This window comes from Mitsuokella apri (assembly GCF_047974105.1).
Taxonomy (GTDB): domain Bacteria; phylum Bacillota; class Negativicutes; order Selenomonadales; family Selenomonadaceae; genus Mitsuokella.
On record NZ_JBHYRS010000005.1, the window covers coordinates 138562 to 157249 of the forward strand.

At 53.1% G+C, this 18688-nt stretch carries 19 protein-coding genes and 1 riboswitch; of the genes, 10 read left to right on the top strand and 9 right to left on the bottom strand.

Translation table 11 applies throughout. The annotated features are described in order from the left end of the window. Nucleotides 1-6: 6 nt before the first annotated feature. The 3 genes from ACE419_RS08165 to dnaA all read right to left on the bottom strand — a co-directional run bounded on the left by ACE419_RS08165 (nucleotide 7) and on the right by dnaA (nucleotide 3154). Nucleotides 7-234 (bottom strand): RNA-binding S4 domain-containing protein, encoded by a 228-nt coding sequence (locus tag ACE419_RS08165; protein ID WP_432648376.1) that lies wholly within the window; start codon nucleotides 232-234, stop codon nucleotides 7-9. An 81-nt stretch (nucleotides 235-315) separates the two neighbouring features. Next, nucleotides 316-1428, bottom strand: coding sequence for a DNA polymerase III subunit beta (dnaN, locus tag ACE419_RS08170; protein WP_435721664.1), 1113 nt, complete (start codon nucleotides 1426-1428; stop codon nucleotides 316-318). A gap of 268 nt (nucleotides 1429-1696) precedes the next feature. Next, nucleotides 1697-3154, bottom strand: coding sequence for a chromosomal replication initiator protein DnaA (dnaA, locus tag ACE419_RS08175; protein ID WP_435721665.1), 1458 nt, complete (start codon nucleotides 3152-3154; stop codon nucleotides 1697-1699). Between the two features lie 413 nt (nucleotides 3155-3567). On the opposite strand from dnaA, the gene rpmH reads away from it, so the two are divergent. The 10 genes from rpmH (at nucleotide 3568) to ACE419_RS08225 (ending at nucleotide 12107) form a co-directional block, all read left to right on the top strand. After that, complete coding sequence (gene rpmH / locus ACE419_RS08180) at nucleotides 3568-3702, top strand: 50S ribosomal protein L34 (protein ID WP_005842699.1); 135 nt, start codon at nucleotides 3568-3570, stop codon at nucleotides 3700-3702. A gap of 81 nt (nucleotides 3703-3783) precedes the next feature. Continuing rightward, entirely contained in the window at nucleotides 3784-4224 is a 441-nt protein-coding gene (rnpA, locus tag ACE419_RS08185; RefSeq protein WP_435721666.1) for a ribonuclease P protein component, read from the top strand. A gap of 2 nt (nucleotides 4225-4226) precedes the next feature. Continuing rightward, nucleotides 4227-4436: a membrane protein insertion efficiency factor YidD gene (gene yidD, locus ACE419_RS08190; protein ID WP_432647805.1), complete on the top strand. Its 210-nt coding sequence runs from the start codon at nucleotides 4227-4229 to the stop codon at nucleotides 4434-4436. A gap of 61 nt (nucleotides 4437-4497) precedes the next feature. Next, nucleotides 4498-5166 carry a YidC/Oxa1 family membrane protein insertase gene (locus tag ACE419_RS08195; RefSeq protein ID WP_432647806.1) on the top strand — a complete coding sequence of 223 codons (669 nt, stop codon included), beginning with the start codon at nucleotides 4498-4500 and terminating at the stop codon, nucleotides 5164-5166. Between the two features lies 1 nt (nucleotide 5167). Continuing rightward, entirely contained in the window at nucleotides 5168-5989 is an 822-nt protein-coding gene (gene jag / locus ACE419_RS08200) for an RNA-binding cell elongation regulator Jag/EloR (protein ID WP_435721667.1), read from the top strand. A 129-nt stretch (nucleotides 5990-6118) separates the two neighbouring features. Then, entirely contained in the window at nucleotides 6119-7504 is a 1386-nt protein-coding gene (gene mnmE, locus ACE419_RS08205) for a tRNA uridine-5-carboxymethylaminomethyl(34) synthesis GTPase MnmE (RefSeq protein WP_435721668.1), read from the top strand. Between the two features lie 39 nt (nucleotides 7505-7543). Beyond that, nucleotides 7544-9454, top strand: a complete 1911-nt coding sequence (gene mnmG / locus ACE419_RS08210; RefSeq protein ID WP_435721669.1) for a tRNA uridine-5-carboxymethylaminomethyl(34) synthesis enzyme MnmG — start codon at nucleotides 7544-7546, stop codon at nucleotides 9452-9454. An 11-nt stretch (nucleotides 9455-9465) separates the two neighbouring features. Continuing rightward, entirely contained in the window at nucleotides 9466-10179 is a 714-nt protein-coding gene (gene rsmG / locus ACE419_RS08215) for a 16S rRNA (guanine(527)-N(7))-methyltransferase RsmG (RefSeq protein ID WP_435721670.1), read from the top strand. A 137-nt stretch (nucleotides 10180-10316) separates the two neighbouring features. Beyond that, on the top strand, nucleotides 10317-11195 hold the full coding sequence (locus ACE419_RS08220) for an RluA family pseudouridine synthase (RefSeq protein ID WP_302609413.1): 879 nt from the start codon (nucleotides 10317-10319) through the stop codon (nucleotides 11193-11195). A gap of 96 nt (nucleotides 11196-11291) precedes the next feature. Further along, nucleotides 11292-12107: a sulfite exporter TauE/SafE family protein gene (locus ACE419_RS08225; protein ID WP_435721671.1), complete on the top strand. Its 816-nt coding sequence runs from the start codon at nucleotides 11292-11294 to the stop codon at nucleotides 12105-12107. Here the strand turns inward: ACE419_RS08225 and bioA are convergent. From bioA to ACE419_RS08255, 6 genes are all read right to left on the bottom strand, one after another. Next, entirely contained in the window at nucleotides 12082-13437 is a 1356-nt protein-coding gene (gene bioA / locus ACE419_RS08230; RefSeq protein WP_435721672.1) for an adenosylmethionine--8-amino-7-oxononanoate transaminase, read from the bottom strand. The genes ACE419_RS08225 and bioA overlap by 26 nt on opposite strands. Before the next feature lie 16 nt (nucleotides 13438-13453). Then, the gene (gene bioD / locus ACE419_RS08235; RefSeq protein ID WP_435721673.1) at nucleotides 13454-14140 is read right to left on the bottom strand and encodes a dethiobiotin synthase; all 687 of its coding nucleotides are present in this window, start codon (nucleotides 14138-14140) and stop codon (nucleotides 13454-13456) included. Nucleotides 14141-14142: 2 nt separating this feature from the next. After that, nucleotides 14143-14742 carry a biotin transporter BioY gene (locus ACE419_RS08240; protein WP_435721674.1) on the bottom strand — a complete coding sequence of 200 codons (600 nt, stop codon included), beginning with the start codon at nucleotides 14740-14742 and terminating at the stop codon, nucleotides 14143-14145. Between the two features lie 148 nt (nucleotides 14743-14890). Further along, complete coding sequence (locus ACE419_RS08245) at nucleotides 14891-15802, bottom strand: transposase (protein ID WP_435721675.1); 912 nt, start codon at nucleotides 15800-15802, stop codon at nucleotides 14891-14893. A gap of 143 nt (nucleotides 15803-15945) precedes the next feature. Then, nucleotides 15946-17094 carry a hypothetical protein gene (locus tag ACE419_RS08250; protein ID WP_435721676.1) on the bottom strand — a complete coding sequence of 383 codons (1149 nt, stop codon included), beginning with the start codon at nucleotides 17092-17094 and terminating at the stop codon, nucleotides 15946-15948. A 214-nt stretch (nucleotides 17095-17308) separates the two neighbouring features. Continuing rightward, nucleotides 17309-18481 (bottom strand): phosphoribosylaminoimidazolecarboxamide formyltransferase, encoded by a 1173-nt coding sequence (locus ACE419_RS08255; RefSeq protein ID WP_295633323.1) that lies wholly within the window; start codon nucleotides 18479-18481, stop codon nucleotides 17309-17311. A 47-nt stretch (nucleotides 18482-18528) separates the two neighbouring features. Continuing rightward, nucleotides 18529-18605: riboswitch (ZMP/ZTP riboswitch) on the bottom strand. Nucleotides 18606-18688: the final 83 nt, after the last annotated feature.

Here is an 18688-nt window from a genome sequence, read left to right on the forward strand (position 1 = left end):
TCATTTTTATCCTTTCTTGTGGATAACCTTCCAGGCGCCGAGACCCTCGATCTCGATGACATCCCCGTCATGGAGCTTGCGGCGGCGGGCGGATTCTACCTCGCCATTGCGCTTGATGCGGCGTTCAGCCAGCAAAGGTTTGACCTCTCCGCCGGAAGCAAGTACGCCGGCCCATTTGAGAAACTGGTCAAGCTGAATCTCTTCGGTGTCGATGGCGATTTCTTCAATATTCATACTGTATTTCCTTTCCAAAATGCAAAAATGTGTATAAGCAAGCCCCGGCAGAAAAACCGCCGGAGCTGGAAAAAAACAAAATTAATGGTTTGTGCGGACAGGCGTAACGATGTAGATGAAACTGTCGTTTTCCGCTTCCTGGATAGAAGCAGGGGAGAGCGGCTGATTCAGGGCGATGCGGCAGGTCTTGCTGTCAATGTTTTTGAGTACGTCCATGATGTACTGGGCATTGAAGGCAATGGTGATGCCTGGTCCGTCAATCTCTGCCGGAATGTATTCTTCTGCATTGCCGATTTCCGGATTATTCGAGGTGATGTGAATCTGATTGTCGGCAAAGTCGAGTTTGATGATGTTGTAAACGCCGACTCTCGAGATCAGGGAAATGCGGTCAACAGCAGCTGTAAATGCCGCCGTGTCAACGCTGACATGGGTAGCGAACTCCGGCGGAATGACGCCCTTGTAGTTTGGGAACTGGCCTTCAATCAGGCGTGAAGTCATGTAGAGATTGTCAAAGGAGAAGCTGATCTGGTTGTATGAGCAGGAAATATTGACATCCGTCGGGATGTCGGAAACCATGTTATGCAGGAGTTCCTGCAGGATGCGCGAGGGGATGATGACCTTGATGTTGCCGATGCTCTGGTCGAAGGTCTCGGATTTTACCGAGAGACGGTGGGTGTTCGTGGCTGCCATCGTGACTTTGTTTTCGGTAACTTCGAGGGAACAGCCCGTGAAGACAGGACGGGAGTTGTCATCGCTGCAGGCAAAGACCGTTTTCTTAATGAGGTCGCGCAGGATATTGTCCTTGATGGCAAAAGTCAGGTCGGAGTCAAAGGGCTTGATGACAGGAAATTCGGCTGCATTCATGGAAAGCAGGGTGAATTTTGCCATGTTGGACTGAATGTGTACGATGTTTTCCTCTTCACCGATGGCCAGGCTGACTTTTTCTCCCGGGAGTTTGCGAACGACTTCCTGGAAATAACGTCCTGCGGTGGTCAGTTCTCCAGGTTCTTCGATCTCGGCTTCGATGCGGGCAACAAGGCCGATTTCATAATTTGTGGCTTGGAGTTCTAAGGTATTGTTTTCTGCTTTGAGGTAAATACCGGAAAGGATGGGGGTCTGTGGTTTGCTGGCCACGGCTCTTGTTACGATTTGCAGGGCATTGACAAGTTCGTTTCTGTTGCATGTGATTTTCATGTTGAATGGGCCTTCTCTCTTTTTTTATAATATAACTAAAATATTTATATAAATAGCCGACGTAGTAGTAGGCCGTGTGGAAAAGTGGATAAGTCCTGTGAAGCCGTCTGCTTCATCACAGGAAGCTGTGGACAAGTTGTTCATAACAATAGGGGAGGTTATCCACAGTATCCACGGTGATAAACTCCCCTATACGTTATCCACAATGTATTGACAGGCAATCCAAAGGCTTTTCCACATGGTTATCCACGGCGGATTGTGGGCATGTTTACATCTTCTGGATGCTGTCGATGAGGTCTTTGATGATCTTATGAAGCTTGGCGTTTGTCTCCCGCTCATTGGCAATCTTGTCATAAGCGTGCAGGACAGTTGTATGGTCGCGTCCGCCAAAGAAATTGCCAATCTGCGGCAGCGATGTGTCGGTCAGCTCGCGGCAGAGATACATCGCAATCTGGCGCGGGAACGCAATGCTGCGCGTGCGTTTCTTGGAATGCAGGTCTTCGATGCGGATTTTAAAGTAGGAAGCAACGATTTCCTGAATGACCTCGAGCGTGACTTCTTTTTTATGGCTGTTTGGGAAAACATCCTTGAGTGCTTCCGCGACGACGTCGGTCGTTACCGGCTTCTTGATGAGGGAGGCATAGGCGACAACGCGGGTCAGAGCGCCTTCGAGCTCACGGATGTTGCTGTCGATGCGGTTGGCAATGAACATCAGGACATCGTTTGGCACATCCACGTGGTCTAAGAGAGCCTTGTTTTTGAGGATGGCGATACGTGTCTCAAGGTCCGGGGCCTGGATATCCGTGATGAGGCCGCCTTCAAAGCGGGAACGCAGGCGGTCCTCCAGTTTCTGAACCTCGCGCGGCGGTCGGTCGGATGACAGGATGATCTGTTTATCCGCAACGTGCAGGGCATTAAAGGTATTGAAGAATTCTTCCTGCGTACTCTGTTTGCCCGACAAAAACTGGATATCATCGACCATCAGAACATCGATGGTACGGTACTTCTGGCGGAAGAGTTCGGCCTTGCCCTCCTGGATGGCGCGGATGATCTCGTTCGTGAATTGTTCGCTTGAGACGTAGAGAACGCGCATTTCGGGGTGATTCTGCAGAACGCGGTTGCCGATGGCGTGCATCAGATGCGTCTTGCCGAGGCCAACGCCGCCGTACATGAAGAACGGGTTGTACACTTTGCCCGGTGATTCTGCAACGGCCATGGCTGCGGCATGAGCAAAGCGGTTGGAACTGCCCGTGACAAAGGTTTCAAAGGTATACTTCGGGTTCAGCGAAGAACGGTCGCCGGGGGCGACGATATGCATGTCGCCGCTGTCGACCGTCGCGGACGGCTGCTCCTGGAAAAGCGATCCCTGATTGGGATTTTCTTTTTTGTGACTGCCGGTATGCGTACCCTGCGCGCCGGCTGCTGCTTCTTTTTTGTCTGTGTCGGGAGCTGGTGCCGGTTCCGGAGGGGCTGCGGGCGGCTGAATCTTAAAATCCACGCGGTGTTTGCTGCCAAGTACGGCACTGACGGCATCTTCGAGGATCGTGAGGTAGTGACTGGTGATCCAGTCTTTGACGAGATCGTTCTGTACGCTGAGGACGAATTCCGTGTCGGTCAGGGAGAGCGGCTTGACCGAAGCGAACCACTTGAAGGCTGACTCGGCGAGAGTTTCCTTCATTTTTGTGAGGATCTGCTCCCAGACAGCTTGAAGCTGTATCTGCTCCATGAAAAAAATCCTTTCCTGCTATAAGAATATGTAGAAACTTTTTCCACAGGTGCATAATTTTATCCACATTTTTATCCACAGCTGTGGATAACTACAGAGATTCCCTGGGATAGAGGCGGGAAGTGTGGACGGAATCTTATCTTTACGAGCCTTGCCTCGCAGGGCACCAATGGGGTTTTCCGCACAATAATCAACAATATCTTATCAAATGTGGGGAGACTTATCAACAGTTTTTCTGTGGGCAAAGCGGGATAAGGCCGAAAATATCCACAGGGCAGATGGAAAAAGACAAGGGAAAATCCTTGACAGGCCGCGAGTCCGTAGTCTATAATTTGACATAGTTAAAATTCTGATACTATGCTTCTATACAGCCAATTAGTCTCAGAAAATAAGCGAAGGAGGTGTTACATAGTATGAAACAGACTTTCCAGCCGAACAACCATTGGAGAAAGAAGACCCATGGCTTCCGTGAGCGCATGAAGACGAAGGGCGGCCGTCTCGTTCTGAAGAGAAGACGCCAGCGCGGTAGAAAGAAGCTTTCGGCATAAATCGGATGAGGTCACTTCGGTGGCCTTTTTTGCTTATGTGTTACTTGTGTTATTTTTCAGTTGATTTTTGGGGAAATGCGAATGCTTACCTTACCGAGAAGACGGATCATCAAACGGCGCAGTGATTTCCAGCGTGTGTACCGTACAGGACGCTCTTTTGCGAATCGGTATTTTGTGCTGTATGTCTTTCCGTCTGCTTCCGTGCGCGGCCGCGTCGGCTTTGCTGCGGGCAAGAAACTCGGCTGCGCCGTTGTGCGCAACCGCGTCAAACGCCTGCTGCGTGAGGCTTACCGCCTGCATCAGGACCGCATTCGGGAAGATGCTGCGCTGCTGTTCGTCGGCCGCAAGGCCATGACCACGGCCAAACTTCCTGAGGTGGAGAAGGCTCTTCTGCGCTTGGGCGAGAAGTCCGGCATCTTTCAGGATGCCAGGGTTTTTCCGGCCATGGAAGATTTGATGAAACATGCGGCTCCTGCCGGAAGAGCGCACGGAAAAAACGGTACGAAGCGAAAGAGGTCTTGAGTTTGAAGACGGTATTCCTTTTGTTGGTGCGATTTTATCGTGGATTCATTTCGCCAATGTTCCCGCCTTCCTGCCGCTATGTCCCGACGTGTTCGGAATATGCCCTTGAAGCGATCGAACGATACGGAGCCCGGCGTGGGGGCTGGCTGGCCCTCAAGCGCATCCTGCGCTGCCATCCTTTCCATAAGGGCGGCTATGATCCTGTACCGTAATGCCCGTTTTGGGTAATTCACTGCGATAACTGTTATTTTTATAAGATTAGGATGTGATACATTGGGTTTCTTTGGAACAATATTCGAACCGATCGAGAATCTCCTGCATGTTGTCCTGCAGGCACTCTATAATGTTACGGATGTAGCTGGTTTTGGCAGCTACGGCGTGGCGATTATTCTCCTGACAATCCTCATCAAGATGATTCTGTACCCGCTGACAGTCAAGCAGGTCAAGTCGATGAAGGCCATGCAGGAGCTCTCTCCGAAGATGAAAAAGATTCAGGAGAAGTATAAGGATAACCCGCAGCTCATGCAGCAGAAAGTCGGCGCACTTTACAAAGAAGCCGGTGTCAATCCGCTCGCAGGCTGCCTGCCCCTGCTCGTGCAGATGCCAATTCTCATGGGCATGTACTACGCGCTGTATAATTTCACGTATCCGACGCCGGAATCCGCTGCTTTCCTTTGGCTGCCGACGATGTCGGAACCGGATCCGTACTACATTCTGCCGGTCCTGTCGGCTTTGACGACGTTCCTGCAGCAGAAACAGACGACGACGGAAATGAATCAGCAGATGAAGATCATGATGACGGTCATGCCGCTCTTCATCGGCTGGATCAGCTTGAATTTCCCATCCGGCCTTGTACTTTACTGGGTCACGATGAACATTGTCCAGATTACGCAGCAGTGGTGGATGTATCGTCATGATGACAAGAAAAAGGAGGCTGCCTGATATGGCAGAAACCATGGAGTGGACAGGCCGGACGGTCGAAGCAGCTCTTGAGGCAGCGGCCGCCGAGCTCGGCTGTGCGGCTTCGAGCCTCGAGTATACGGTACTCGAGCAGCCTTCGCGCGGTTTTCTGGGAATTATTGGCCGCAGACCGGCCCGCATTCGCGTTCGTCAGGAAGAGGAGCAGGCTCCTGCCGTACAGGACCCTGTTCTTGATATGACGGAACTCGAGACGCGCCTTGAAGAGGAAGTGGAAGAGACGGAAAAAGACTCTTCTTCTTCGGCAAAGGATGAGCATAGCGGGAAAACAGCAACGGTCAGCAGCAAAGAAGCTTCCCCATCCCTTGAGGAACAGGAAGCACGCGCAAAGGCGTTTCTGGAACAGGTTTTTGCTGCCATGAAGATTCCCGTGAGCCTGCAGCGTTCAGAGCACGAAGAGGGTGTGCTTTTCCAGCTGGAAGGCGAGAATCTCGGCATCCTCATCGGCAAGCATGGACAGACGCTCGATGCCCTGCAGTATCTGACGAATCTCTCTGCAAACCGCGGGGCTTCGGGAGAACGGCTGCACGTCCTGCTCGATGTTGAGGGATATCGTGCGCGCCGCGAGGAAACGCTTTCCCGCCTTGCCGGTCACTTAGCCGAGAAGGCCTGCCGCATTGGGCAGGAAGTTCATCTGGAACCGATGAACCGTCATGAGCGCAAGATTATTCATATGGCTTTGCAGGACAGCCGCAAAGTGACGACTTACAGCGCCGGCGATGAGCCGCACCGTTATGTCGTCATTGTGCCGCGCCGGCGCCGTTACCGGGATCATGAAGACAATTGATGTCTTTGTTCCCATTTGGACAGCATATAAAGAGAGCTGTGAAAGGGCTTTCTCCTTCTGGGAGCAGGCCCTTTTTGTTTATCGTGAAATAGAACAAGGAAAGAATCAGGAAAAGAAAGGAAGGTAAATATGCAGCAGGGAGATACGATCAGCGCGATTGCTACGCCGCAGGGCGAAGGCGGCATCGGCATTGTCCGCATCAGCGGCGAACACGCGCTAAAGACTGCGGGCAAAGTCTTTCGTGCCGTAAATGGCAAGCCCCTGGTCCAGGCCGGCAGCCACCATGCAGTCTATGGGCATATTGTGGATGAAAACGGGCAGGTTGTCGATGAAGCACTGGCCCTTGTCATGCTGGCCCCGCATTCTTATACGGTAGAAGATGTGGTAGAACTGCAGTGCCACGGCGGGCTCATGACGCTGCGCAAGACTCTGGAACTGACGTGGAAAGCCGGGGCAAGGCCGGCGGAGCGCGGTGAATTCACCAAGCGGGCCTTCCTCAACGGACGCCTTGACCTCTCGGAAGCACAGGCCGTCATGGATATCATCAAGGCCCGGACGGAAACATCGCTGGCTATGGCCGCAGGTCATCTGACAGGGCATTTCTCCAGGCAGATTCAGAGCATGCGCCACGATATCCTCGGCATGATCGCGCATATCGAAGCGGCCATTGATTTTCCGGAAGAAGAAGTCGATGATGTGCTGACGTACGATATCCAGAAAAATGTGGTTGAAATACGCAACAAAATTGCCAAACTCCTGAAGACCGCTCATGCCGGCCGCATTCTTCGCGACGGTCTGCTGACGGCTATCATCGGCAAGCCGAATGTCGGCAAGTCGAGCCTGCTCAATTCCTTACTCAGGGAAGAACGGGCCATTGTCACGGAGATTCCGGGCACGACGCGTGATTCCATTGAAGAATACGCCAACGTAGGCGGCATTCCCCTGCGCATCATTGATACGGCCGGCATCCGTGCAACCGATGACGTGGTCGAACGCATCGGCGTGGAGAAGGCACGCTCCTATGTCAAGGAAGCCGCGCTGATTCTCGCGCTCTTTGATGCTTCGCGGCCGCTCGATGAGGAAGACGCGGAAATCTTGAAGCTCGTCAAGGGGCGCGATGCTATCCTGCTGCTCAACAAAGACGACCTCACGCCGGTGGTGACGCCGGAAATCCTGCATGAACGCGTCAAGAAGTCGGTGCCGGTCATCACGATATCGACGCGCACGAAGGATGGTCTGGATGCGCTGACGGAAGAAATTACGAAACAGGTTTATGCCGGTACACAGGCAGGGCAGGAAGGTTCCTTTGTCACGGATGCACGTCAGGCCGAAGTCCTGCGCCAGGCCGATGAGCATCTCGCCGCTGCCATTCGCACGATTGAGGCCGATATGGGCCTCGATTTTATCTCCATCGACCTGCGCTCTGCCTGGGAAAAACTCGGCGAGCTTACGGGGGAGACGGTCGGGGAAGATATCATCAATGAGATTTTCAGCAAGTTCTGCATTGGCAAGTAACACTGCTTTGTTTCCTATATAATATAAGGAGGATTTTCGTTGTTTACCGCTGGAAAATACGATGTCATCGTCATTGGTGCCGGTCATGCCGGTGTCGAGGCGGCTCTCGCGGCTGCCCGCATTGGCTGCCAGACGCTCTTGGCGACGCTCTCTATGGATAATATTGCCCTGATGCCCTGCAATCCGTCGGTCGGCGGCCCCGGCAAGGGGCACCTCGTGCGCGAACTTGATGCGCTCGGCGGCGAGATGGGCGTCAATGCGGATAAGACCTGCATCCAGTTCCGCATGCTCAATACCGGCAAGGGGCCGGCTGTCCACGCTTTGCGCGCACAGGCCGACAAAAAGCTCTATCAGTTTACGATGAAAGAGACCTGCGAAAATACGGAAAATCTCGACGTCAAGCAGATCCTCATCACGGATCTCCTGCTGACGGAGGACAAGAAAGCTGTGCGCGGCGTGGTTGTCGAGACGGGCGAGGTTTATCTGGCTCCGGCCATCATCATGGCGACGGGGACGTACCTCAAGGGACGCATCATCGTCGGTGAGCATACGTACAGCGGCGGCCCGAACGGGCAGCGCCCGGCGATGAAATTTTCGGATTCGCTGCGCGAGGCGGGCATTCGCCTCATGCGTTTCAAGACGGGTACGCCAGCCCGTGTCGACGGCCGCACGCTCGATTACGATAAGATGCAGATTCAGCCGGGCGATGAAGAAGCGCGCAATTTCTCCTTCATGAGCGAGGAAACGACGCGCGAGCAGGTGCCGTGCTGGCTGACGTACACGAATGAAAGAACGCACAAAATTCTGCGCGACAATATGGACCGCGCGCCGATGGCCAACGGCATCATCGAGGGCATCGGGCCGCGCTACTGTCCTTCCATCGAGACAAAAATCCTGCGCTTCCCGGATAAGGACCGCCACCAGCTCTTCCTTGAGCCGGAGGGACTCCATACGAATGAGGTCTATGTGCAGGGCATGAGCACGAGCATGCCGATGGATGTGCAGCTGGCCTTTTTGAAGACGATTCCGGGCCTTGAACACGCGCATGTCATGCGCGCCGGCTATGCCATCGAATACGACTGCATCGACCCGACTCAGCTTAAGGCCACACTGGAATTCAAGGACATCAAGGGCTTTTTCTCGGCGGGTCAGGCCAACGGCACCTCGGGCTATGAAGAGGCCGCGGCACAGGGCATTATCGCGGGCATCAACGCAGCGATGTTTATCAAGGGAGAAGAGCCTCTGATTCTCAAGCGTTCGGATGCTTATATCGGCGTGCTCATCGACGACCTCGTGACGAAGGGGACGAATGAGCCGTACCGCATCATGACGAGCCGTGCCGAATACCGCCTGCTGCTGCGTCAGGATAATGCCGACCTCAGGCTCACGCCGTATGGCCGCCGCGTTGGGCTCGTCAAGGATGACCGCTGGGCGCGCTTCACGAAAAAACGCGAGGCGATTGCTGCGGCAATGAAGGCATTAAAGGAAACGACAATCAATCCCAGTCAGGAGACGAATGAAAAACTGCAGGCCGCGGGCATTGATGCCATTAAAAGTGCACAGCCTCTCGCGGACCTTCTGCGCCGTCCGTCCATGAGTTATGAAAAACTGCGCCGTGCTTATCCGGAACTTCCCGAACTTCAAAAGGAAGTCCGTCAGCAGGTCGAAACGAGCATTATGTACGAAGGCTACATCAAAAAGCAGCTTGAGCAGGTCGCTCATATGGAAAAGCTCGAGGCCAAGCTGCTGCCTGAGAATATCGATTACAGCGAAGTGCCGAGCCTGCGCGATGAAGCCCGCGAAAAACTCATGAAGATTCGTCCGCGCTCGGTCGGTCAGGCCGGCCGCATCAGCGGCGTTTCGCCGGCGGATGTTTCCGTACTGCTCGTCTGGCTTGAGCAGCAGAAACGCCTGCAGGAAGCAGAAAAAGCAAAAGATGAAACGAAGTAAGGGGAGAGAACATGTTTCAGGACGAGATGAAAAAGGCTGCTGAGGCCTATGGCCTGCATCTTCGTGAAGTGCAGCTGCAGCAGTTTACGCGCTATTACGAACTCCTCATTGCATGGAATGAGAAAATGAATCTTACGGCCATCACGGAAGCGCACGAAGTCGCGGTCAAGCATATGGTCGACTCCCTCACGGCTTATGATAAAACTTTGTTCCACAAGGGTGTTTCGGTCATTGACGTTGGCACCGGCGCTGGTTTTCCGGGACTGCCACTCAAGATTTTCTGTCCGGAGATTCGTTTGACACTGATGGATTCTCTCAATAAACGCGTCAAGTTCCTGCAGACGGTTGTTGATGAACTCGGGTTAACCGGTGTGGAATGCGTTCATGCGAGGGCAGAAGAGGGCGCGCGCAATCAAAAATACCGTGAGCAGTTTGATATTGCCGTCTCGCGGGCCGTGGCAAGACTGCCGATTCTCTGTGAGTACTGCCTGCCGTTTATCAAAAAAGGCGGTCATTTCCTCGCACTCAAAGGTCGGGCCTATGCCGAAGAAGCGGAAGAAGCAAAAAAGGCCATCAAGGTCATGGGCGGCAGCCATACCGAGGTACGTGAGGTCCATCTGCCGGACCTCGAGGATAAACGGGCCATCATCATCGTGACAAAGACGATGCCAACGCCTAAGGCTTATCCGCGCAAGGCCGGAACGCCGGCGAAAAATCCGCTTTGATATGCTGTATGGATGTTTCACGTGAAACATCCATGTCAGATGATGCACGCTTCTAAGGAAGCTGTGCTTTTAAGGGACAAAGCCGCAGCAAAGCGTCTTTATCCCTTTTATTTTTTCATAGTTTATAGGAGTGCAGTATGGAAGTATCCTATATCGTAAAAGCGGTGCAGTCCGGCAGAGAACTCCGGCAGCTGGCACTTGGCCCGTGGGGCTTTTCGCAGAAAATGTGGAAGCGCGTTAAGTGGAATGGCAGAATCCTCGTGAATGGTGTGGAATATCACGATGCCCGTTACCGTGTCGCGTCCGGCGATGTCGTGAAATTCTTCTGGCAGGAAAAAACAGCAGTAGTTCCTGCAGCGATGCCGTTAGATATCCTCTATGAAGATGATATACTGCTCCTCGTGAACAAGCCTGCTGGCATGCTCATTCATCCGACCCATCGGACGGCGAGGGACACGCTCGTTCATGCTGTAGCAGGGTATTTTTCCCGCAGGGGAGAAGTGGCAGGGGTGCATCCTCTTTATCGTCTGGACCGCGATACGACCGGTGTGGTGGTCATTGCCAAGTCAGCCAAGGTGCAGCATGAACTGACGCGCAGCCATGACCAGATTTACCGCGAGTATTTGGCCGTGGCCGCCGGTCATTTCCAAAAGAAACAAGGAAGAATTGCATTGCCTTTAGGTCCGAATCCAGCGCGGCGAGGCTGCTGGCAGGTTCGCTCCGACGGCAGAAAAGCCGTGACAGACTATGAAGTCTGTCATGAGGGAACGGATTATTCCGTAGTACGGCTTCATTTACTGACAGGTCGGACGCATCAGATTCGCGTACATCTGGCCAGCCTTGGCCATCCGCTGCTCGGCGATGCCGTTTATGGCGGTTCGTGTGCCAGAATTGGCCGTCAGGCCCTGCATGCTTACATCGTGCGTTTTCGTCATCCAGAGACAGGAACGGAAATCTTCTGTCAGGCTCCTGTTTCCAAAGATATGCGCAGCCTGTTTCCTTCATGTTTCACGTGAAACATTTTCGTGTTGACAGAGAAGGACTGCTCGAGGATTTTGTCGAACGCAAATAAGAGCGTAGAAAACGCAATGAATCTTCGCAAGGGAAAGGTTATGATAAAAATGGATCTCTCTCTGCTGTCTGCCCATATACTGCCAGCCTTGGCCATTTTTGTGGCGGCGTTTATGCAGGGCATTACAGGCTTTGGCTTGGTCATCATCGCGGCGCCACTGTTGATGCTTTTTTACGATCCGAAGCAGGCTATTCTGCTCATGTTTGTTGTAGGTTTATTTATGAGCATCATGCAGGCATTTCTTGTCTGCAGGGATGCGCAGTACAAACTGATTGGCGTACTTTTCGTCGGCTTTCTATTGGCACAGCCCGTCGGACTTTGGATATTTACGCACTTTTCCGCTGACCAATTGAAATTACTGGTCAGCACGGTCCTGTTGGTATCTTTGCTGCTTATGCAGTTCACGCATCATCGTTTTTCTTTGTGTCATCGCAATTCTCTTATAGCAGGCTTCCTGTCCGGTATTTGCGGTTTGACAACTGGCATGGGCGGACCGCCGCTCATCATGTATCTCGCTTATACGAAAATGACGCCGGCACAGCTGCGCGGCACCAGCGTCATTTTTTTCCTGTTCAGCGGTATGTTATCCATAGCTTACTTCATGGCCAATGGCGTTTCTATGACGCAGGCAGCATCGGAATCCATCTACATGCTGCCTGCCCTAGTAGTCGGCCTGCTGCTTGGCAATGCTGCGGCACATCACGTATCGGTCAAGCTTTTCCGGTTTATGATTTTTTTTCATGCTGTATTTCATTTGTGCATATATGTTTTACAGTCTGCTGGTGGGATAAAAATAAACGGGATGTTTCACGTGAAACATCCTGTTTATTTTATTGCCCAAGTACATCGGTCATAGCTTTCTGCATGATTTCTATCGCCATAGAAAGTTCCTTCCGTGTGATATTCAGTGGGGGATTGAAATAGAGTACATCGCCGAGCGGGCGCAGGACGAGACCATACGAGAGGGCTTTTTTGTATATGGCATAGCCAATGCGTTTTTTGGCGTCGAAGGGTTCTTTCACTGCTGGAGCCTTGACGAGCTCGACCGCATGGATAAGGCCAAGATGACGAATCTCGCCGACATGGGGATGGCTGCCAATAGCATGCTGCATCTCTTTAGTGAGCCAGTCCGCATTTTCCTGCGCAGTTTGCAGGATGGGCTGTTCCCTGAAAATCTTTTGGACAGCCAGGGCCGCGGCACAGCCAAGCGGATTGCCGGCATACGTATGGCTGTGCAGGAAAGCGCGGCCTTGCCCGTAGTCGGCGTAAAACGCATCGTAGATTTCTTCGCTGACGCAGGTGACGGACATCGGCAGATAGCCGCCTGTCAGGCCTTTTGAAAGACAGAGAATGTCCGGACTGACGTCAGCCTGCTCACAGGCGAACATCGTGCCCGTGCGGCCAAAGCCCGTGGCAATCTCGTCAAAAATCAATTTGACATCATGGGCATCACAGAGACGGCGAAGCTTTTTCAGGTAGAGCGGAGGATAAATGCGCATGCCGGCACTGCCCTGCAGCAGCGGCTCGACAATCATCGCTGCCGTTTCTTCAGCATGGGCGGCAAAGGCTTTTTCGGCATGGATGAAGCATTCGCATTGACAGGATTCACGCGTCTTTCCGTATGGACAGCGGTAACAGTCGGGGGCTTTGATATGGATATTGTCCATCATCATGGGCTGGTAGAGTTTGGCATAAAGGTCCATGCTGCCGACCGAAAGGGCCCCAATCGTCTCGCCGTGATAGCCTCCGGTCAGGCACATGAATCTCTTTTTTTCGGGATGGCCGCCCTGCTGATAGAATTGGAAGCACATCTTCAGGGCACATTCGACAGAAGCAGATCCGTTGTCGTTGAAATGAAATTTCCTGTTTTTGGCCGGCGTGATTTCCTTGAGTACTTCCGCGAGTTCAATGGCCGGTTTATGGCTGAAATTCGCGAAGATGACATGTTCAAGACGGTCGAGCTGCTCCTTGATAGCCTCATTGATTTCTTTGTTGCAGTGGCCGAACAGATTGGCCCACCAGGAGCTCACGATGTCGAGATATTTTTTGCCGTGAATATCGTAAAGCCAGATTCCCTTGGCATGGTCAACGATGATGGGCGGCAGTGTTTCGTAGTCTTTCATTTGGGAGCAGGGATGCCATATGAGGTCAAGGTCGCGCTGCTCGTAAGATTTACAGGTATGCATCGATCGTTCCTTTTCGTCAGGTGTAGAGATATTTCAGTACGTCGGCGTCTATATCTAAGCTGCTGTCACCATCTTTTACAAAAGCGAGGATAGCGACACCGGTCATTTCGGCAATCATCCTGGCGTTGTCGTCCTGCATGATGTCCCCCGGAATATAGTGGTTGAAGATAATGCCGCGAATCGGGATATGACGGGCGTTTAGGTGCTCAATCGTCAGCACAGTGCTGTTGATGGTGCCAAGGCCGGCGTCGGCGACGATGAGTACACCGAGATTGAGTCTCTTTACGAGGTCGTCGAGCCCCATGTGCATCGTATCGTCCCAGCGCAGCGGGCAGATGATGCCGCCGCTGCCTTCCATGGTCAGGTAGTCGTATGTTTCTTTCGCCCGCGTAAAGTCGTTTTCGACGCGGTCAAAGTCAATAGGCTGCCGATTGATTTTAGCTGCGAGGTGAGGGGAGACGGCTTCTTTATATACGTAGGAAACGAGATTTTCCTGACGTTCGCCAATCTTAGCGATGCGGTTGACGTAAAGGGCATCGCCGGCCTGCAGGCTGTTCGTATCATCCGGGACGGCGCCGGAAAGAGCCGCTTTGTAATAGCCGGCGCTGAGTCCTGCGTCACGCAGTTTCTTGACAATCAGGGCGGTCACATAGGTTTTGCCGACATCGGTACCCGTGCCTGTGATAAAAAGTGTTTTGCCCATAATCAGTCAGCCTCCTTGATAGCAGATGCTGCAGCTGTCGATGCCTGCGCTGCGTTGAGCCAGAGTCCTGCGCGGTAACAGCGCAGACCGAGACCGGCCGCGGCCATGCAGAGCAGGAAATCCGGGCCTGCCTGCAGGATGCCGCAGTAAAAAATCGCGGCCCAGAGGGCAATCGGCGCGTCGATGACGTAATTTGAGACGAGATAAAACCAGCTGATGCCGATGAGGTAGACAATGACCATGCCGCCGAAATTCACGGCCAGCAGGCTGCGGAAAGAGATATGTTTTAAGCTGCGGGCAAATTTACCGCAGAACCACGCCTGCAGGATAAAACCGAGGAGATAGCCGAACGTCGGCTGCAGCAGGTAGGCAGGGCCGCCGCCCGAGGCAAAGACCGGCACGCCGAGAAGTCCCAAAAGGACGTAAGCCCCGACGGCGATGGCGCCAAGGCGCGCGCCGAGCATGAGCCCTGCGAGCAGCGTGAACAGGAACTGCAAAGTATAGACATCCGTGCCCACGGGAATGCGGATGAAGGTACCAATGGTAATCAAGGCAATGAAGAGGGCGCAGAGCACCAATTCGCGAAGCGGTAGTCTTTTCATGAATAAATCCTCCTGATACTATGATATTCATGGTTAATAGGATACCCCTTTACTGGTTTACTGTCAACTTTAAATAAATATATAGTTAACAATAGGGGCAAAAAAAGGGTATACGGCCCCTTTCCCCATAGAATGGTGCAACATTCATTTATGCGGCTTGTCTCATCTTTTGCTTTTTGTTGTAGTATGTATACAGGTTGTGCCCTATCGAAACCAAGAAAATCTCTGTGCGGACGGCAATACTGCCTCTCCGCACTATTTTCCTGTACCAACGGTCCGTCTTCAGGATGCCAAACGTCCCTTTTGCTTGAATCGAACGGTTCATCCGTAGCAGCGCGCCCTGGATGCTGTTCAGGTTTTCCACGACTTCTTGGTGCATGGCAGTCAGTTCTCGGTTCATCCGGACGGTTCCGTTCCCGTCTGTCCGCTTGCAGTCTGGTGCATAGGGACAGCCAGTACAGTCCTCGCATTGGTAGACTTCTTCCTGGCGGCCCAAATGGGGTCCTCTTACATGCTGGCGATAGAAGAAACGGAATGCCCGTTCATTGGGGCAACGCAGCGTGCCAGTCTCATCAATATGGAAGTTCACGGCTCGGTAGGGATTGTACTCTTTCAGCTTGTTTGTATATTCCTGGAGTCGCTCGTAATGCCGCTGCTGCGGGCTCTTGTGGTGCCCACGTCCATGGACGAAATCTGCTTCATCGAGCTTCCAGAAGGCCGTGTACTGCTTTAGCACCTCGGTCAGATATTCTGGGACATACTCTGTGTTCGTAGGGATGGCAATGCCGCTAGGAACCAGCTCTACATTGATTTCCTTGAATAACGCGGTTATCTTTGCGGAGAAACGGTACCGGGATTTCTCCGTCGCCTTCTTCCACACCCATTGATATTTATTCGCATTTGCTTCGAATTTTGAACCGTCAATGTATAGGTGGTTGAGATCGACATGCTCTTCTGCAAATATCTTACGGTTAAGGTCGCAGAACAATTCTTCCACGGATGGCTGGAGTACATCGTAAATGAAATAGCCAAAAGAATGATACGTGGGAATGTTTTCCATAGTGGGATATAGAGAATTTTACTACAAAAAGTGCCGCATGCTCAATGAGCATGCGGCACTTTGCTTTTTAGAGGCCTGTTATTTCACAGCCCCTTTTATTTGGCTTATTCATTGTAATGTGTAGGCTGGCCTGTTGATGGTGATCAGGGATTTTCTAAGTCACCGTCGTGGTAGAGGAAGTCAAGGTAGGGGATGGCGGCGAGATATTCCGTTCTGGCGGGGATCCAGCTGTCGGTGTAGAGGATATCGGCCTCTTCGAGGACTTTGCGCTGTGGGTCGTAGCGGACGGCGAAACTCGGGAAGAGCAAGTTGGCGAGGCCGTCCTCGGTATCGGCCAGCGAGCAGTAGAGCATGCCATCGATGCGCTTCATGTTGAGCTTATCGGTGTAGAGCGGCGGGTCGAGCAGAGGGATTGGGCCCCAGCCCGGCTGCTTGAGATGAGCGTACTCGGGCAGCTGCAGCTGCTTGCAGACCAGGCGGCGATAGTAGTCGTCAGTGGAATAGGTAGCAATCGGCAGCATGGTCGTGCGCGCGTTTTTGAACTTCAACTCGACGGTCTGGAACGGTTTCTCGGTGATCTTTGTGATCTTGTAGATGCGTTCGGTATTATCCGGATAGGAGAGCTCGACGTGGAACGCATAGAGCTGATCATCGTCCACGGCTCTTGTGAACCGGTTGTAGCGGATCAGGCCCGTCGCCTTGTCGTAGCTCACGCTGTCGACATCGTAGCCTACGTCACAGACCTTCTTGAGCAGGGAGCTGTTTTGGGCAAATTTCTGGAAGTAAACCGTGCCGTATGGCAGCTCGCCTGTCTTGCCCTGGCTGTGCTTGAGGCCTTCGATGACGGCCTTGAGCTCCCTGTTTTCGCCCTCGATGTTGATCTGCTGGATGGCCTGGTTGAGGTCGACCTGGTCGAGCTGAATGTAGGCTGTCAGATGGCAGGTGACGAGCGTGTAGCCGTCGTTTGTCTTGCTCATTGCATACGACTCGTTCTGGACGGCGAGGATGTTGCCAGAGATGGATTGAATCTCATCTTCAGTAAGAACCTGATTGTGTGTCTTGGAATAACTCTGGACAAAGACGCCGGCCTTCTCGGTTGCCAGGCGCAGGGCGTCCTTGTGCGCTTCTTCGCGGGCCTTCTTGAGCCCCGCCTCCGAGATGTCATCCGTCAGATAGCTGCCCGTCACCTCAACAGTCTCGATATGGGCATTGCCGTGCCATTCGGCATAGGCAGGCGCTGCTGCTACGAGCACGGGCACCATGGCCAGTGCTCCGAATTTCTGAAAAACCATACAATCGCCTCATTTCTCATCGCGCAGGTTACGGCATGTGTTGCCGCAGTACACTCATATATTCTACTCCCTATTGTAGCGCAAATGGGGGCAATGGTAAAAGACTTATTCGAATTTTGCGTATCGCTCAGCTCTGGCTCATGGCGACAAAAATCCCGGCGCATAAAAGAGCCCCGGCCTGCTGGACCGGGGCTCGTGTTCTTCTCGTGAAATATCAGTGATGGAACAGGCGAATGTGCGTCATGGCCATCGTCATGTTGTATTTATCGGCCGTCTCGATGACATTGTCATCGCGGATGGAGCCGCCCGTCTGGGCAACGTAGGTTACGCCGCTCTTGTGGGCGCGCTCGATATTGTCGCCGAACGGGAAGAAGGCATCCGAGCCAAGGGAGACGCCCGTCTCTTTCTTGAGCCAGGCTTTCTTTTCTTCGCGCGTGAAGACCGGCGGTTTTTCCGTGAAGACGCGTTTCCAGTCATCGGTCTCGAGCAGGTCTTCCCATTCTTCGCCGATGTAGACGTCGATGGCGTTGTCGCGGTCCGGACGGCGCACTTCCGGTTTGAACGGGAGGTTCAGGACCTGCGGGCTCTGGCGCAGGAACCAGTTGTCGGCCTTCGTGCCGGCGAGGCGCGTGCAGTGAACGCGGCTCTGCTGACCGGCGCCGATGCCGATGGCCTGGCCGTCCTTCGTGTAGCAGACGGAGTTGGACTGCGTGTACTTGAGCGTAATCAGGGCAATCAGCAGGTCGCGCTTCGCGCTTTCGGGCAGGTCGTGGTTCTTCGTCGCAATATCCTTGAGGCAGTCTTCCGTAATCTTGACATCGTTGCGCTTCTGTTCAAACGTGACGCCGAAGACCTGTTTGCGTTCAAATTCTTCCGGCTCATACGAAGGGTCCATCTGCAGAATCAGGTACGTGCCCTTGCGTTTTGATTTGAGGATTTCGAGAGCCTCCGGCGAATACGACGGAGCGATGATGCCGTCGGAAACTTCGCGTTTGAGGAACGAAGCCGTCTGGGCATCGCATTCATCGGACAGGGCGACGAAATCGCCGTAGGAGCTCATGCGGTCAGCGCCGCGGGCACGGATATAAGCCGTGGCAATCGGGGAAAGCTCGACACCTTCAACGAAATAGACTTTCTGCAGCGTCTCGGAGAGGGGAACGGCGACAGCAGCACCAGCCGGGCTGACATGCTTGAAAGAGGCAGCTGCCGGCAGACCCGTAGCCTCGCGTAGTTCGCGGACAAGCTGCCAGCTGTTCATGGCATCGAGCAGATTGATGTAGCCCGGACGCCCATTGAGGACCTCGAAGGGCAGTTCACCTTTTTCCATGAAAACGCGGGCCGGTTTCTGGTTCGGGTTGCATCCGTATTTGAGTTCCAGTTCGTTCATTTTCACCTATACTCCTTTTTTCCATACAAAAAGGCCGACACAAATCCAGGCGGTGCCCAGACGGTCGGCTCTTCTTCCCTGTGCTCCCTGTGGTCATCCACTTCCGTCAGTTGCACAGCATCTAATTAAAATCTATCATTATCACGGGGGTTTGTCAAGGTTTCGTCTGGTCCGAAAAAGTTACCAGTATCCCTGTTTTCTTCGGCC

Excerpts from the sequence above, each read along its gene's own strand:
- ACE419_RS08165 (WP_432648376.1), bottom strand. The coding sequence starts at position 234 with ATGAATATTGAAGAAATCGCCATCGACACCGAAGAGATTCAGCTTGAC.
- dnaN (WP_435721664.1), bottom strand. The coding sequence starts at position 1,428 with ATGAAAATCACATGCAACAGAAACGAACTTGTCAATGCCCTGCAAATC.
- dnaA (WP_435721665.1), bottom strand. The coding sequence starts at position 3,154 with ATGGAGCAGATACAGCTTCAAGCTGTCTGGGAGCAGATCCTCACAAAA.
- rpmH (WP_005842699.1), top strand. The coding sequence starts at position 3,568 with ATGAAACAGACTTTCCAGCCGAACAACCATTGGAGAAAGAAGACCCAT.
- rnpA (WP_435721666.1), top strand. The coding sequence starts at position 3,784 with ATGCTTACCTTACCGAGAAGACGGATCATCAAACGGCGCAGTGATTTC.
- jag (WP_435721667.1), top strand. The coding sequence starts at position 5,168 with ATGGCAGAAACCATGGAGTGGACAGGCCGGACGGTCGAAGCAGCTCTT.
- mnmE (WP_435721668.1), top strand. The coding sequence starts at position 6,119 with ATGCAGCAGGGAGATACGATCAGCGCGATTGCTACGCCGCAGGGCGAA.
- rsmG (WP_435721670.1), top strand. The coding sequence starts at position 9,466 with ATGTTTCAGGACGAGATGAAAAAGGCTGCTGAGGCCTATGGCCTGCAT.
- ACE419_RS08220 (WP_302609413.1), top strand. The coding sequence starts at position 10,317 with ATGGAAGTATCCTATATCGTAAAAGCGGTGCAGTCCGGCAGAGAACTC.
- ACE419_RS08225 (WP_435721671.1), top strand. The coding sequence starts at position 11,292 with ATGATAAAAATGGATCTCTCTCTGCTGTCTGCCCATATACTGCCAGCC.
- bioA (WP_435721672.1), bottom strand. The coding sequence starts at position 13,437 with ATGCATACCTGTAAATCTTACGAGCAGCGCGACCTTGACCTCATATGG.
- bioD (WP_435721673.1), bottom strand. The coding sequence starts at position 14,140 with ATGGGCAAAACACTTTTTATCACAGGCACGGGTACCGATGTCGGCAAA.
- ACE419_RS08240 (WP_435721674.1), bottom strand. The coding sequence starts at position 14,742 with ATGAAAAGACTACCGCTTCGCGAATTGGTGCTCTGCGCCCTCTTCATT.
- ACE419_RS08245 (WP_435721675.1), bottom strand. The coding sequence starts at position 15,802 with ATGGAAAACATTCCCACGTATCATTCTTTTGGCTATTTCATTTACGAT.
- ACE419_RS08250 (WP_435721676.1), bottom strand. The coding sequence starts at position 17,094 with ATGGTTTTTCAGAAATTCGGAGCACTGGCCATGGTGCCCGTGCTCGTA.
- ACE419_RS08255 (WP_295633323.1), bottom strand. The coding sequence starts at position 18,481 with ATGAACGAACTGGAACTCAAATACGGATGCAACCCGAACCAGAAACCG.